Source organism: Rhodococcus sp. SMB37 (genome assembly GCF_004345605.1).
In the GTDB taxonomy this organism is placed as follows: domain Bacteria; phylum Actinomycetota; class Actinomycetes; order Mycobacteriales; family Mycobacteriaceae; genus Rhodococcus.
Genome location: NZ_SLVY01000024.1, coordinates 61,461 through 76,108, shown reverse-complemented (window position 1 = coordinate 76,108; position 14,648 = coordinate 61,461). Strand labels below are relative to the sequence as shown.

Below are 14,648 nucleotides of genomic sequence, written 5' to 3'. Positions count from 1 at the left end.
TGGAGAAGTGTTCGCTTCCGTTGACGGGTGAGGGTGTGGTGCAGCGGATCGTCACGAATCTTGCTGTCATCGATGTCACCGACGATGGTCTGGCCCTGCGTGAGTGCGCGCCGGGCGTGACCGAGGAGCAGGTCCGAGCGGCCACCGGAGCCTCCCTGGCATAGGTGCAGCTGACGCTGCCCGTGATGCGGTTTTGTGGCTACCGCCACCAAGACCACGCACGGGCAGTCTTGCTGCGCTTACGGGTTTGTTGCTGCGCCGGGGGCGTGGCCAGTGCGTCCTTTGCCTGCGCGCGCCGCCGCTCTCGCTCGATCCGCCAGGTTTCGAGCACGTCTTCGACGTCGACCTTGTGCAGTGGAATGGGCAGCCGGTCCGGTGAGAGCAGGCACGCGGCGACACGGCGGTTCAGATCGGCGACGACCTGCCGCACGTCCTTCTCCGTCGGAATCGTCCGCACCGACTCGGGCAGCCGTTCGATCTCCTTGCGCAACTGCAGTTCCGGCGGCAGCAACGCCTCCCCCGACAAACCCTCGCGCTCGAGATAGGTCTTGATCCACCACATCTCGTCGTTGCCGTGGTTCGGGATGGGCTTGCCGGCGCCGGGAAGGTTGTCGAAGTCGCCACGTTCCTGCGCGACGCGGATCTGTCGCTCGATCCACGTCTCGAAACTCACGTCCGGACGCTTGCGCTCGGTCACGTCCTCCAGGATGCCATCGCCTACAGTCAGACGCGATCGACCTCAGGCCATCGCAGCTTTGGCCTCGTCGCTGAGCTCGACGAGTTGCACGTAGTTGCCGTCGGGGTCGATCGCGGTCGCGAACAAGCTGCCGTCGCGATCTTCGAGCGGCGAGTGCCACTTCGTGCCGAGTTCGTCGAGGCGGGCAACGATGTCTCGCGCACCGGTCACTTCGAGGTTGATGATCAGACGTCCGGGTTCGGGATTGAGTGCACCGATATCGGCGCGACGGTCGAGCATGACGTAGAAGCCGTCGAAATCGAGGACGTCGTATGCGGGTTCGCCGGGTGTGCGCTCGGACTTCACCGAGAATGCGTTCACATACCAGTCGCGAAGGCGCTCGGGATCCGTGCTCGACAGAAGCATGCTGCCGAGGGAGGGGGCGGCCATGAGGTCTCCTTCCGGACGGGGCCCGGCAGGGTGCCGTGCCATCCACCAGGTACCGACCGTCGGATCGGCCGGAACTCATCGCAGACGCATGCGAGGACGACCCCGATGGGGCCGCCCTCACATGTTCTTGCTGCTACGCCGTCACTCCTCCGGCGTCACGTGCTTGGCCAGGTAGAGCGGCTCACCGAGCTGCTCCAGCAGGTCGAGCTGGGTTTCCAGATAGTCGATGTGTTCTTCTTCGTCGGCAAGGATCGCCTCGAAGATGTTCGCCGACGTGATGTCGCTGACCGAACGCATGTACTCGGATCCCTTGCGGAGCCGATCACGTGCCTCGACCTCGACGATCAGATCCGATTCGAGCATCTCCTTGACGGTCTGACCCAGTCTCAGCGACCCGAGCCGCTGATAGTTGGGGAGTCCGTCGAGGTACAGGATCCTGTCGGTGAGCTTCTCGGCATGCCGCATCTCGTCGAACGACTCGGCGCGCGTGTGCGAGGCGAGTTTCGTCCATCCGCGATCTTCCTGCATCTTCGAGTGCAGAAAATACTGGTTGATCGCAGTGAGCTCGGCTGTGAGCTGCTCGTTGAGTAGTTCGATTACCTTCTTGTCGCCCTTCATGGCACCTCCCGGGGTGAACCATCGGGTTTCACCGCCGGGTAGGGGCTGGCTACACGGCGGTCTCGAGTTCGATGATCTCACTCTGAGCGCGGGCGTGCCGGATGATCGCCGAGATGTTGCGGACGCAATTGCCGCAATCGGTGCCTGCTCGGCAGGCTGCACTCACTTCGCGGGTGCAGCGCGCGCCGGCTGCGACCTCCGCTTCGATGTGGTGATGCGTGAGTGCGTGGCAACTGCAGACGATCATGAGCCACCATTCCTGTTGCCGACGACACTTTCTTAGGTTGTCCAAACCTTACATCTGGTTAGGCTACCCTAGTGTGTGACTGTAGTCACAATTTCGGAATGGTTGCTCCGTGCTATGCCCAGTGTTCACCCAGGGCTGTTAATGCTGTTGCTGTTGCATCTGTTGTGACACCACCTGGTTGATCCGCTGTAGGCCACTCGACGACAAGCCGGGAATGTGACCCTCGATGGTGCGCACGATCGACGCATCGTGGATGACCTTCTCGCTCGACTGGATAAGTACTGTGCCGGCGCCGGTGAAATCGAACTGGCGCTCCTCCCCCGACTGCACACCGAATCGTCGCGCGCCCGCCGCCAGATGGCTGGTGATCCACGATTCGTCGTAGTGGTGGCTGGGCGAAGGGCAGTCGGCCCAGCCGACGAGAGCTTCAGGATCCACACGTAGCGGCGGCTCGGCGAACATCACCGGTCCGTTCGAGGACGCCAGGAACTTGCCGGTGCCGATCAGCGTGAGGAACCCGGGCACGATCGACTGATTCAACGACAGTCCCGGTTCGAACGCGAGCAGGCTCGCCTGGCGGATCGTGAGGTTGCCGTCGTCGAGGTCGTACGAATTGATGTCGTACCCGCGGTCGCCGAGAATCAGCTTCCCGTGGCCACTTGCCACCACATAATCGCCCAGATACATCGGGGCCGAGAACTGCCGCGCCACCATATGCAATATCTGCCCGCTCAGATCGTGCGTGAGCGCGTTGAACTGCATCTGTCCGTAGTACGCGATCATCGCGCCCTTCGACAGGAACCAGGGCGACTGCAGGTCGATGCTGAACGCGTAGTTGTTACCGGGAACGTTGTCGCTGCCCACCAGGTGCGATGGGTTCAGGATGGTGCTCACAGCTTCTCCTCCGATGCCTGCACGTAGACGATGCCCTGCCCGGTGCACTCGAGTTGCATCGACTCGCCCCCGGTCCGGCCGACGTTGCGCCAGCTCGTCGAGGATTTCAGTTCGGTACGCACCGGGCCGTAGGACGCGACGAACGCCTGCGGGTCGACGACCACAGGCGCCGGCCCACCCACCTGTAACTCGAGGACCCCGCCGTGGGCGAGCAGCACTGCCGCACCGTAACCGGACAACTGGGTGGTGAACATGCCCTGGCCGGTGACCACGCCGGTCGCGGCGCCACGCAACGCTCCCATCAGTCCACCGCCACCTCCTCCGGACGGTGATGCGTTCGCCGAGACCACCGAGCTCTGCAGGCCGGCGGTATGGGCGAGCAGCCGCGATGCCTCCACTCGGAGATCCCCTCCGGCCGCCATGTCGACGATGTGCGTCTCGAGGCCCTTGAAGCCGTAGTGCACGGTGCCCTTGCCCTGGGCAATCATCGTCGCCTCGTGCTCGCCCTGCATCATTCGGCCGGCCATCCCGGCAAGGCCGCCGAGTCCGGGGCTTCCGCCGACCCCGCCCGGTGTGCCGTGCGGAGCGAACTGCACGTCGCCGGTATAGAAGAGCATCGCGCCGCGCCGCGCGATGATGGGTCCCGACTGCATCAGGTCGACCCGCACGACCTTGCTGTTGATCTTCGTGAAATCCATGGCCCGCCCCTTACCGTTCCGCCGGCTGAATGGACACGACGCCGTTGCCGTCCCACCTGAGGGAGAAGGCCTCGCCGCTGCCCCGGCCGATCGCCGACCGCCACGACACATCGGTCACGAAGGATTGCGTCAGCATCCCTTTCGCACACACGAACGCGTCGGGGTCGACGACGAGCGGGTATTGCGGCGACACCTCGAGATGGATGAGCGGGCCACCCGACGAGAGCAGCGCCACCTGACCGGATCCCGACACCGTGGTCGTGAACAGACCCTGCCCGCTCATTCCGCCGCGTACCCCGGCGAACGTGACGTTGGTGCTGAGGTTCCCGTTCAGCGCAAGCAGTTGTTCGGACTCGACCTGCAACGTCTCGTTGTTCAGCTCGAGCACTGTGGTGTTCTGCGCTCGGTGCGCGAGGTACACCGCGCCGGTGCCCGTGCACTCCATGAGCGACAGGCCTTCGCCGGCCGCGCGCTGGCGCAAACCCGCGAGCACACCGTCGCCGCCGCCGAACCCCGCAGATTTGAAGGTGATCTGCCCTTCGTACGCCACCATCGAACCCGACAGAGCGCGGATCGTGGAGTTGTTCAGTTGGGCTTCGATCACTCGTTTCGATTTCTCGAGCAGTCGCATGGCGCGAAGAGTAGCGGCACACGATGACCGTGTCCTTTCGGGTCCCCTACCGCTCGGCGACGGAACCGTTCACAGAGGCAGGGGCCGATTTTCCACGACACGTTTCATGACGAGCGTCGAGCTCAGTCGCTGGACACCGGGGAGTGCAGAGAGCTGTTCGTCGTAGAGCGCCTGGTAGGCCGACAGATCGCGGGTGAGTACGCGCAGGAGGTAATCCGGGTCGCCGAACAAGCGTTGCGCTTGAATCACGTTGGGAATCGTGGCAACGGCTGTCTCGAATGCGTCGAGAGTGATGCGTTCCGCGGTGTGCATCGTCACGAACACCAGCGATTCGAAGGTGAGGCCGAGGGCATTCGCGTCGAGCTGTGCGTGGTAGCCGCTGATTGCTCCGTCGCGTTCCAATGCGCGCAATCGGCGGTGGCAGGGCGAGATGCTCAGACGCACGCGGTCGGCGAGCTCGGTGATGGTGAGTCGGCCGTCTTTCTGTAGCTCGGCAAGAATTTCCCTGTCAATGGCGTCCATGACGAAGATCTTCCCTCAAATGACCCTCATCGAGGAAGTACTTGCAAACACATTCCAGGCAAAGGTTCCTAATCTTTCTTTGGGGCTGGTCGTCCCGTTCAATTCACAGAGATGAGGTGAGCATGGCTGTCGGTGTCGTTGCTGCGTTCTGGATGGTGTCGATACTGTTCGTGCTGACGCCGGGGGCGGACTGGGCCTACGCGATCACTGCGGGACTGCGCTATCGGAGTGTCGTGCCTGCTGTCAGCGGAATGCTGCTCGGACACCTCGCGATGACCGCGGTCGTCGCGGCCGGCGTCGCGGCTGTGCTCGCACAGTCGCCGGTGTCGCTCGCGGTGCTGTCGACCGTCGGCGCCGCGTACTTGATGTGGCTCGGCATGGGGATGCTCACGAGCCCGTCGGCTCCGCAGGAAGGCGGACCGGGCGGCACCCACTCGTGGGCTCGGCAGACCGTCAAGGGCGTGGGGGTCAGCGGCCTCAACCCGAAGGTGTTTCTGTTGCTCCTGGCGCTGCTGCCGCAGTTCGCAGATCCGGCAGGCCCGTGGCCGTTCGCCGCGCAGATCGTGATGCTCGGTGTGGTGCACGTGATCACCTGCGCTGTGGTGTATCTGGGTGTCGGCGCGGGTGCGAAGCGCGTGCTCCGCGCCCGCCCGAGAGCGGCCGAGATCGTGAGCCGCGTGTCGGGTGCGGTGATGATTGCGCTCGGAACAGTGCTGGTGATCGACCAGGTTCTCCGATAGTGCAAACGAGAAGCGCGGATCATATTGCTTGCAAGGTAACATGATCCGCGATTCCGGTGTCGTAGCTCGATCAGCTCAGAGGCCGAGATCCTTCGCGATGATCGTCTTCATGACCTCGCTCGTGCCACCGTAGATGCGGGTGACGCGGGTGTCGGCGTACAGACGCGCGATCGGGTACTCGGTGATGTAGCCGTAGCCTCCGTGCAGCTGCAGGCACTTGTCGATGATGCGTCCGGCGGTCTCCGTCGCGAACAGCTTTGCGCGTGCGGCGTCCGGCACGGTCAGTTCGTCACGATCGTTGAGTTCGATCGCGTTGTCGACCATGATCTGCAGAGCCTGAAGCTCCGCAGAGCACTCCGCGAGGACGAACTTGGAGTTCTGGAACGACGAGACAGGCTTGCCGAACACCTTGCGGTCCTTGGTGTATGCGATGGCGTGCGCGATCGCCGCCGACGCGGTGGCGGCTGCACCGAACGCAATCGTCAATCGCTCCTGGGCAAGGTTCTGCGTGAGGTACGAGAAAGCCTTACCCTCTTCGCCGAGCAGATCGGCGACCGGAACCTTGACGTCGTCGAACGACAGCTCTGCCGTGTCGGATGTCTTGAGGCCGATCTTCTTCAGCTTGCGGCCCACGGAGTAGCCCTCGCTCGAGGCGTCCACCACGAGAATCGAAAGGCCACCGCGACGGTTGTCCGGGTCGTACGGAGTCGTGCGGGCGACGACGAGCACACGGTCGGCGAGTGCGCCACCGGTGATGAACGTCTTCGATCCGTTGAGTACGTAGTGGCTGCCGTCTTCCGACAGCTTCGCGCTGGTTGCGATGTTCGCGAGGTCGGAACCGGTGCCGGGCTCGGTCATCGCGATTGCGAACATCAGGTCGCCCGAGGCGAATCCGGGGAGCCACCGCTGCTTCTGCTCGTCGGTGGCGTTCTGCATGATGTACGGCAGGATCAGGTTCGAGTGCACCGACGACGAACCGAACGACACACCCGCGGCCGATGCCTCTTCCGCGAGGATCACGTTGAACTTCAGCGAGCTTTCGCCGCCTCCGCCGTACTCCTCGGGGACCTGGATACCGAGGAATCCGAGTTCGCCCATGCGGCGGTAGAAATCGCGCGGAGGATGTCCCTCTTCTTCCCATTCCTCGTAGACCGGGACGACTTCCTTCGCGATGAAGGTCCGAACCGTATCGCGGAATGCTTCGTGATCCTCGTTGAACACCGTACGCTGCACGGTTTTTCCTTCCGATTGATGTGGCAGGGCAGCAGGATTACAGCGCGTACTCGCGGAGGATGCCCTTGCTGATGATCGTCTTCTGGATCTCGCTGGTGCCCTCACCGATGAGCAGGAACGGCGCCTCACGCATGAGCCGCTCGATCTCGTATTCCTTGGAATAGCCGTAGCCGCCATGGATGCGGAAGCTGGCCTGCGTCACCTCGGAGCAGTATTCGCTCGTCAGGTACTTCGCCATGCCGGCGGCGACGTCGTTGCGCTCGCCCGAATCCTTCAGGCGTGCAGCGTTGACCATCATCAGGTGCGCGGCCTCGACCTTGGTCGCCATCTCGGCGAGGGAGAACGCGATCGCCTGATGCTGCGCGATCGGATTGCCGAACGTGGTGCGCTGCTGTGCATACCGGGCTGCGAGCTCGAATGCGCGGATAGCGACACCGCACGCGCGGGCGGAGACGTTGACGCGCCCGACCTCGACGCCGTCCATCATCTGGAAGAAGCCACGACCGGGAGCACCGCCGAGGACGGTGTCGGCCGAGGCCTTGTAGTCGTCGAAGACCAGTTCGGTCGTGTCGATGCCTTTGTAGCCCATCTTGTCGATCTTGCCGGGGATGGTCAATCCGGGGGCCACCTCGCCGAATCCGGCGGGCTTCTCGACGAGGAACGTCGTGAGGTTCTGGTGCGGCTTGTCGGCACCTTCCTCGGTGCGCACGAGTGCGGCGATGAGGGTGGAGCTTCCGCCGTTGGTCAGCCACATCTTCTGGCCGTTGATGACATAGTTGCCGTCGGCGTCGCGCTTGGCCTTGGTGCGGATCGCGGCGACGTCGGAGCCGAGTTCGGGCTCGGACATCGAGAACGCGCCGCGCACCTCGCCGGTCGCCATGCGCGGCAGGAAATGCTGCTTCTGTGCTGCGGTTCCGTGCTGGCGGATCATGTACGCGACGATGAAGTGCGTGTTGATGACGCCGGAAACGCTCATCCAGCCACGCGCGAGTTCCTCGACGCACAGGGCGTAGGTGAGTAGCGACTCGCCGAGTCCGCCGTACTCGTCGGGGATCATCAGACCGAACAGGCCCATCTCGCGCATCTGATCGACGATCGCCTGCGGGTAAGTGTCGGAATGTTCGAGTTCCTGTGCGTTCGGGATGATCTCGCGGTCGACGAAACGTCGTACGTTGTCGAGGATCTCGGTCTGGAACTCGGTCAGGCCGATGGTCTGGGCGAGGCGGGTCATGCGGGATCCTTCTGCTGGGTGCGGACAGAGCCGGCGGCGGCGAGTGCATCGATCTCGTCGTCGGTGAGGCCGAGATGTTCGGCGAGCACACCGGCGGTGTCGTCACCGTTGGCGGGGGCGGTGCGCACGGGCGGGTGTTCACCGTCGAACGACATCGGTGTGCTCGGTGCGAGATGCGTGCCGATGCGCGGCTGGTCGATCTTCTGGAACATCGGGTTGTTCGTCACGCGTGGGTCGGCAGCGAGTTCGGCGAACGTGCGGTAGCGCTCGTGCAGGATCGAGGTGCCGTCGAGCGCGGCCTCTGCCTCGGCGGCGGTGTGCTCACGGAACCATTTGGCGAACAGCCCGCCCAGGACCTCGCGGTGTTCGAAACGGACACCTTCGTCGCGGAAGTCGACGCCGAGCGCGGCCTCGAGCGCAGCTGCGGCCGAGGTGGTGCCGGTGAGCTCGGTCAGGTCGCGGAAGTGTCGCGGGGTCAGGGCGACGATCATGATGCGGGCGCCGTCCGAGGTGGTGAAGTCGGAGCCGTAGGTGCCGTAGACGGCATTGCCGAAGCGGCCGCGTCCGGGAAGGCCGAGCTGCGCTTCGGCGAGGTAGCCGAGGTTGCCTGCGGTCGCGAACGCAACGTCCTCGAGCGGCAGCACGATCTTGGTTCCGGCGCCGGTGATTTCGCGTCGGTAGACCGCCGACGCGACCGACAGTGCCGCGTAGAGACCGCAGGAGACGTCCCATGCGGGGAGCACGTGGTTGACGGGGGTGTCGAGGTTCTCGGGCCCGGTCACCTGGGGGAACCCGGTGGCGGCGTTGACAGTGTAGTCGACAGCGCCGGTGCCGTCGGCGCGTCCGAGGACCTGGACGTGGATCAGATCGGGCCGGATGGCGGCGAGCTCGTCGTAGTCGAGCCAGTCGCGTCCGGCCGCATTGGTGACGAGCACACCTGCGTCGATGATGAGATCTCGAATGATCTTGTGTGCCTGGGGGTCACGGAAGTTCGCTGCGAACGAACGTTTGCCCTTGTTCAGGCCGGCCCAGTAGATGGACTCGTCGTCCTCGGTCAGGGGCCACCGGTTGTAATCGGCGGCTCCGCCGATCGGGTCTACGCGGATGACGTCGGCACCGAGGTGCGCCAGGGTCATGCCGCACAGGGGTGCGGCGACGAAGCTCGACACTTCGACCACGCGCACGCCCGCAAGGGGTGCGGTGGACGAGGGGAGCTCGTCTGTGGAGGCGGTGGAGTTCATGGTTTCTCTGTCCTCGTCCGTCACGTGTGTTCGGGCACGCGTGACCCGAATCGGTTCCCAGTCAGCATGCAACAGGTTTCTGGGGTGGACCAGCACCGATCGGCTATCGATCGGTTAGCGCAGATCAATATCCCGCCCCGGTTGTGATGGGTCATAGGTTCTGATGATCGTTCGGATCGGGCAGAACTCTTTGTGTTCGGTGAGCTCCGTCACGTTGAATGAAGTCCAACGTCAGGCGTGATGCTCCACGCCGATCGCGAGGCCAGTGCAGCCCGCGTCGGTTTCCTCCGAGTCTTGAAGGGACTCCACGTGACCACAGGTGAGATCGTGAATGGTACGGCCCGTACCCACGATGGCCCCGAGCCATCCGAATCCACACTGCCGTTCAAGGTGACTGCCGGCCGTGCCTGGGGTATGACCGGGTTGGTCATCTTCCTGTATGTCGTGAACTACGCCGACAAGGCAGTGCTCGGCATCATCGCTCAACCGCTCGCTCGAGAGTTCGGGCTGACTTCCTCGCAGATCGGCCTCGTCGGCTCGCTGTTCTTCGTGACCTTCACTGTCGGCGGCTTCCTCGCCGGACCGCTCGAGAAGAAGTTGACCCTCAAGTGGGCACTGCTCGCGCTCGGCCTGGTCTGGTCGGTCGTGATGCTGCCGCTCGTCGTCACCGGGGGCTTCGTGGTCCTCGTCGTGTGCCGCATGTTGCTCGGCCTGGGTGAAGGCCCGAGCTCGGCGCTCATGCACACCGCCGCGTACTCGTGGCACCCGCCGGCCAAGCGTGGCCTGCCCGGCGCATTCCTCGCCGGCTCTGCCTCGGTCGCCAAGATCGCGCTCGCTCCGGTCCTGACTTTCATCACCGTTCAATATGGGTGGCGTATGGCCATCGTTGCGCTGTCGGTCCTCGGCCTGGTGTGGATGGTGTGCTGGATTCCCGGTTTCAAGGAAGGTCCGTTCACGTCCAAAGCAGTCAAGGGTGCCGATACCGCGGTGGGGTCCGCGCCGACGGAGCCGTCCGTGCCGTGGCGCAAGATCTTCTTCACCCGCACCTTCGCGAGCTGCGCCTTCATGATCATCGTTGTGTATGCACTCACCACCGTGGTCCTTACCTGGCTGCCCTCGTACTTCGAACTGGGTCTCGGCTACAGCGCTCTGCAGGCAGGCTCGATGTTCGCACTTCCCTCGATCGTCGGACTCGTGCTGATGATCTCGTCGGGCACCGTCACCGACCGCCTGCGTGGTCGCGGCTACACCTCTCGCGTGGTCCGCATCATCGTTCCCGCCGTCGGCGTCCTCATCTGCGGCGCCATCCTGGTTTTCCTCCCGTCGATCGGTACCCCGGCCGTCGCGGTGGCGGTCGTCTCGATCGGCTACGGTTTCGGTGCCATCGCCTTCCCACTGATCAACGCCGCGATCTCCGAGCTGTGCCCGCCGCAGCAGACCGCAGGCACGATGGGCGTGTTCCTTGCACTCATGGCAATCGGTGGCCTCGTCGCCCCGTACGGCACCGGCCTCATCGTCGACAGCGCTGCCACCGCAGCCGAGGGTTACGCGACCTCGTTCCAGATCATCGGTGTCCTCGGCGCGCTCGCCGCGGTGCTCGTGCTGGTGTTCGCCAACCCCGAACGCGACCGCAAGATCATCCGCGGCGAGGTACTCGCGAAGTCGGCATAGCTTCCGCCTAAGGGAAGCTTCCGCCGAAAGACTTTCCCTCACCGGCCGGGCGCGTGGTCTCCTCGACGCGAGGACCACAACCCGGCCGGTCGCACTTGCCGGGGCCGCTCCACCGAGTTACAGACCAGACCGTTTTGTTCGCTACCACAAAAAGGACCGATCCACATGCGCGATGCCGTGATCGTCGATGCCGTCCGTTCTCCTATCGGACGCCGCAACGGTGCCTTGTCCGAAGTTCACCCCGTCAACCTGTCGGCTCACGTGCTCAGCGCACTCGCCGAGCGCACCGGCGTCGATCCCGCATCGGTCGACGACGTCCAGTGGGGTTGTGTGAGCCAGGTCGGGGCGCAGGCCGGAATCGTCTCACGTAGCGCAGTGTTTGCCGCCGGATGGCCCGAGACGGTGCCCGCCACCACCATCAACCGCGCCTGTGGATCGAGCCAGCAGGCCGTGTCGTTCGCCGCCGGATCCGTGATCGCCGACCAGGCCGACGTCGTCGTTGCCGGTGGTGTCGAGTCGATGTCACTCGTTCCGATGGGGAGTGCCGTGAAGAACCCCGGCGAGAACTACCCGCCCGAGGTGCTCGAGCGGTTCGGCGTCTCCGGGTTCAGCCAGGGAATCGGCGCCGAGATGATCGCCGAGAAGTGGGGCTTTTCCCGCACCCAACTCGACGAATTCTCGCTCCGCTCCCACGAACTCTCCGCGGCCGCGACCGATGCCGGTGCGTTCGAAAAGCAGATTGCTCCGATCGCGGGTCTGAGCACCGACGAGGGCATCCGCCGCGGCGGCAGCCTCGCGTCGCTCGGCAAGCTCAAGACCGTGTTCAAGGAGGATGGCGTGATCCACGCCGGCAACTCCTCGCAGATCTCCGACGGTGCTGGTGCTCTCCTGATTACCACCAGCGAGTACGCGGCGGCGCAGGGATGGACCCCCCTCGCGCGTATCCACACCGCGGTCGTGGCCGCCGATGACCCGGTCGTGATGCTCACGGGCCCGATTGCCGCTACCGAGAAGGCCCTCGCGAAGTCAGGCCTGTCCATCGACGACATCGGGGCCTTCGAGATCAACGAAGCGTTCGCGCCCGTGCCGCTCGCATGGCTCGCCGAGACCGGCGCGAAGCTCGATCGGCTCAACCCGCTCGGCGGTGCGATCGGTGTCGGCCACCCGCTCGGTGGCTCCGGCGCGATCCTCATGACCCGACTCGTGCATCACATGCGCGACAACGGCATCCGCTACGGCCTGCAGTCGATGTGCGAGGCCGGCGGCATGGCGAACGCCACCATTCTCGAACTGCTCTGATACCGGTCTTCTCACATCAAGGATTGAAATCATGGAACTCAAGGGTCTTTCCGTCGCCGTTACCGGTGGTGCCTCCGGTCTCGGACTCGCCACCGCCCAGCGTGTGCTTGCCGCGGGTGGCAACGTCACCCTCATCGACCTGCCGTCGTCCAATGGTGCGGACGTCGCCAAGGATCTCGGTGACGGCGCGACGTTTGCCGGTGCGGACGTCACCGACGCCGAGCAGTTCGCTGCTGCCCTCGACGTCGCACACGAGCGCGGCGGTCTGCGCGGGGTCGTGCACTGCGCCGGCGCCGGCCGCAAGATGCGGATCCTCGACAAGGAAGGCAAGGCAGGCTCGCTCGAAGATTTCGAGTTCGTGATCCGCCTCAACCTGATCGGGTCGTTCAATGCGCTGCGACTCGGCGCCGAGCGCATCGCTCAGCTCGAGCCGATCGACGACGAGCGCGGAGCAATCGTGATGACGGCGTCCGCAGCGGCGTACGAAGGTCAGATCGGCCAGATCAATTACTCGGCGTCCAAGGCAGGCATCGTCGGCATGACGATCGTCGCCGCCCGTGATCTTGCGAGCAAGGGTATCCGCGTCAACACCATCGCCCCCGGCATCATGGACACGCCGTTGCTCGCGCGCCTGCGCGATGACGTGCGTGCGTCGCTCGAGGCCACCGTGCCGAACCCGTCGCGGATGGGTCGTCCCGACGAGTTCGGGCGTCTGGCCACGAACATCCTCGAGAACGGTTACCTCAACGGCGAGACCATCCGACTCGACGGTGCCATCCGCATGGCACCGCGGTAACCGGGGTCCGACGATGACTACTGCTCAACTCGAGTGGGCCGACACCACGTTGTCGTACCCACAGACGTCGATGGCGGTGTGGGCGCCGAGCCTGGCCGCCATGTACGGCGACCGCGCTGCTGTCGTCGACGGTGATCGTGTCCTCACGTACCGCGAGCTCGACGAGTGTTCGGCTCAGTTCGCGAACGCGTTGAGTGCTGCCGGTGTCGTCGCGCACGATGTCGTGCTCATGCATCTGGGCAACTGCGCCGATTTTCACATCGCCTACTACGGTGCGTTGCGTGCCGGTGCCACGTTGACCCTCGTGAATCCGCTTCAGCCCGGGCCGGGTCTGCGACGCCAGATCGAGGAGACGGGGGCTGTCGCGGCCGTCACGGCGCCCGCGCAGCTGGACACACTGCTGGGTGCGTCGGAGAGTACGACCGTCAGGCTCATCGCGGTCGTGTCCGACGAGCCCGTAGAGCCGGCCGGGGCCGGCGCGGTGCAGTTCGCCGAGCTGCTCGCGCGCCACTCCACCGAGTTCGAGCCCGCGCAGGTGAGCGGCGACGACGTCGCGCACATCGCGTACACCGGTGGTACGACCGGGGTTTCGAAGGGCGTGCGGGTTTTACATCGCAACGTCGTCGGCAACGTGACGCAGATGTGCGGGTGGCGCGCCGGACACCAGACCGTGGCGAAGAACGGTCTGGTCTCGCTCGAGAAGATCGACGGACTCGATATCGCGGGTGTCACCCCGGCGGAGGGTTCGACGATCGTGGTATCCCCGTTGTTCCACGCGCACGCGCTGATCAACACGTCGTTCCTGCTCGCGTGCGGCCTCACGCAAGTGCTCGCGGGACGATTCGATCCGGCGCGGATGCTCGAACTGATCGAGCGTCACGAGGCCAGCTACATCACCGGAAGTCCGGCGATGTGGCACTCGTTGGCTACACACCCGGACGTTGCGACCCGGGACCTGTCTACGGTGCGGGTGGTGTCGTCGGGTGCCGCCCCGATCGATCACGTCACGCTCGAGGCGCTCGGACGCGCGTTCCCCAACGCGACTGTCGCCGAGGGTTACGGCCTGACCGAGGGCACCTGCGTCGTCACCGCGATGCCGTTGGCCCGTGGCCTCGACTATCGGATCGGTAGCGTCGGCCTTCCTGTGTTCGACACCGAGGTCGAGATCCGGCCGCAAGGCGACGCAACGGGGACGGTGGGTCCGAACGAGCGCGGCGAACTGTGGGTCCGCGGACCGCAGGTCACCGACGGCTATCTCGGGCACCCGGAGATTACGGCGGAGCAGTACGTGGACGGCTGGCTCGCGACCGGCGACATCGCCTACCGCGACGACGACGGCTACCTGTTCATCGCCGATCGCGCGAAGGACATGCTGATCTACAAGGGCTACAACGTGTATCCGCGTGAGCTCGAGGAGATCCTCGTGACACATCCGTCCGTGTCGACCGCTGCGGTGGTCGGCCGGGATGTCGGTGCGACCGGTCAGGAGCCCGTGGCGTTCGTCGTGCCTGTCGCGGGTGCCGACGTCGACGAGGACGAACTCATGGCCTACGTCGCAGAACGCGTGTTGCCGTACAAGAAGATCCGGGACGTCGTCGTTCTGGATGCGCTGCCGACCTCAGCGGCGGGCAAGATCCTCAAGACGGATCTGCGCTCCCAGCTGGCATAGCGCAGCGAGCCGCCGCCCGTGCGCGGTTTCGG

The 14,648-nt window shown here is 64.8% G+C and carries 16 protein-coding genes and 1 pseudogene; 6 read left to right on the top strand and 11 right to left on the bottom strand.

Annotated elements, in window-relative coordinates; genetic code table 11:
- Positions 1-164 (top strand): annotated as a pseudogene (locus EV641_RS30015) (succinyl-CoA--3-ketoacid-CoA transferase); the annotation flags it as partial.
- Positions 165-199: 35 nt separating this feature from the next.
- Here the strand turns inward: EV641_RS30015 and EV641_RS27140 are convergent.
- From EV641_RS27140 to EV641_RS27105, 8 genes are all read right to left on the bottom strand, one after another.
- Positions 200-697: a DUF1992 domain-containing protein gene (locus tag EV641_RS27140; RefSeq protein ID WP_054718579.1), complete on the bottom strand. Its 498-nt coding sequence runs from the start codon at positions 695-697 to the stop codon at positions 200-202.
- Between the two features lie 42 nt (positions 698-739).
- Positions 740-1,126 (bottom strand): VOC family protein, encoded by a 387-nt coding sequence (locus EV641_RS27135; protein ID WP_054718595.1) that lies wholly within the window; start codon positions 1,124-1,126, stop codon positions 740-742.
- A gap of 141 nt (positions 1,127-1,267) precedes the next feature.
- Entirely contained in the window at positions 1,268-1,744 is a 477-nt protein-coding gene (gene bfr, locus EV641_RS27130; protein ID WP_054718582.1) for a bacterioferritin, read from the bottom strand.
- Between the two features lie 49 nt (positions 1,745-1,793).
- Positions 1,794-1,991: a (2Fe-2S)-binding protein gene (locus EV641_RS27125; protein WP_054718585.1), complete on the bottom strand. Its 198-nt coding sequence runs from the start codon at positions 1,989-1,991 to the stop codon at positions 1,794-1,796.
- Positions 1,992-2,129: 138 nt separating this feature from the next.
- Positions 2,130-2,885 carry an AIM24 family protein gene (locus EV641_RS27120; protein WP_054718589.1) on the bottom strand — a complete coding sequence of 252 codons (756 nt, stop codon included), beginning with the start codon at positions 2,883-2,885 and terminating at the stop codon, positions 2,130-2,132.
- Positions 2,882-3,583, bottom strand: a complete 702-nt coding sequence (locus EV641_RS27115; RefSeq protein ID WP_132476327.1) for an AIM24 family protein — start codon at positions 3,581-3,583, stop codon at positions 2,882-2,884. Before EV641_RS27115 ends, EV641_RS27120 begins: the two co-directional genes overlap by 4 nt.
- A 10-nt stretch (positions 3,584-3,593) precedes the next feature.
- Positions 3,594-4,214: an AIM24 family protein gene (locus EV641_RS27110; protein ID WP_132476324.1), complete on the bottom strand. Its 621-nt coding sequence runs from the start codon at positions 4,212-4,214 to the stop codon at positions 3,594-3,596.
- Between the two features lie 69 nt (positions 4,215-4,283).
- Complete coding sequence (locus EV641_RS27105; protein WP_054718592.1) at positions 4,284-4,736, bottom strand: Lrp/AsnC family transcriptional regulator; 453 nt, start codon at positions 4,734-4,736, stop codon at positions 4,284-4,286.
- A 122-nt stretch (positions 4,737-4,858) separates the two neighbouring features.
- Between EV641_RS27105 and EV641_RS27100 the strand changes: the two genes are divergently transcribed.
- A complete protein-coding gene (locus EV641_RS27100) occupies positions 4,859-5,476 on the top strand; it encodes a LysE family translocator (protein ID WP_132476322.1) in 618 nt (205 codons plus the stop codon).
- A 75-nt stretch (positions 5,477-5,551) separates the two neighbouring features.
- Here EV641_RS27100 and EV641_RS27095 read toward each other — a convergent pair whose 3' ends face one another.
- From EV641_RS27095 to EV641_RS27085, 3 genes are read right to left on the bottom strand one after another with little or no spacing between them, the layout of a single operon-like run.
- Positions 5,552-6,709: an acyl-CoA dehydrogenase family protein gene (locus tag EV641_RS27095; RefSeq protein WP_054718339.1), complete on the bottom strand. Its 1,158-nt coding sequence runs from the start codon at positions 6,707-6,709 to the stop codon at positions 5,552-5,554.
- Positions 6,710-6,746: 37 nt separating this feature from the next.
- Complete coding sequence (locus EV641_RS27090; protein ID WP_054718343.1) at positions 6,747-7,940, bottom strand: acyl-CoA dehydrogenase family protein; 1,194 nt, start codon at positions 7,938-7,940, stop codon at positions 6,747-6,749.
- Positions 7,937-9,181, bottom strand: coding sequence for a CoA transferase (locus EV641_RS27085; protein WP_132476319.1), 1,245 nt, complete (start codon positions 9,179-9,181; stop codon positions 7,937-7,939). Before EV641_RS27085 ends, EV641_RS27090 begins: the two co-directional genes overlap by 4 nt.
- Before the next feature lie 309 nt (positions 9,182-9,490).
- Here EV641_RS27085 and EV641_RS27080 point away from each other — a divergent pair, with 309 nt between their 5' ends.
- The 4 genes from EV641_RS27080 (at position 9,491) to EV641_RS27065 (ending at position 14,616) form a co-directional block, all read left to right on the top strand.
- A complete protein-coding gene (locus EV641_RS27080) occupies positions 9,491-10,852 on the top strand; it encodes an MFS transporter (protein WP_132476294.1) in 1,362 nt (453 codons plus the stop codon).
- A gap of 165 nt (positions 10,853-11,017) precedes the next feature.
- Positions 11,018-12,151: an acetyl-CoA C-acyltransferase gene (locus EV641_RS27075; protein WP_054718512.1), complete on the top strand. Its 1,134-nt coding sequence runs from the start codon at positions 11,018-11,020 to the stop codon at positions 12,149-12,151.
- 31 nt (positions 12,152-12,182) lie between these two features.
- Positions 12,183-12,947: an SDR family NAD(P)-dependent oxidoreductase gene (locus tag EV641_RS27070; RefSeq protein WP_054718516.1), complete on the top strand. Its 765-nt coding sequence runs from the start codon at positions 12,183-12,185 to the stop codon at positions 12,945-12,947.
- A gap of 13 nt (positions 12,948-12,960) precedes the next feature.
- Positions 12,961-14,616 carry an AMP-binding protein gene (locus EV641_RS27065; RefSeq protein ID WP_132476291.1) on the top strand — a complete coding sequence of 552 codons (1,656 nt, stop codon included), beginning with the start codon at positions 12,961-12,963 and terminating at the stop codon, positions 14,614-14,616.
- Positions 14,617-14,648 lie beyond the last annotated feature (32 nt).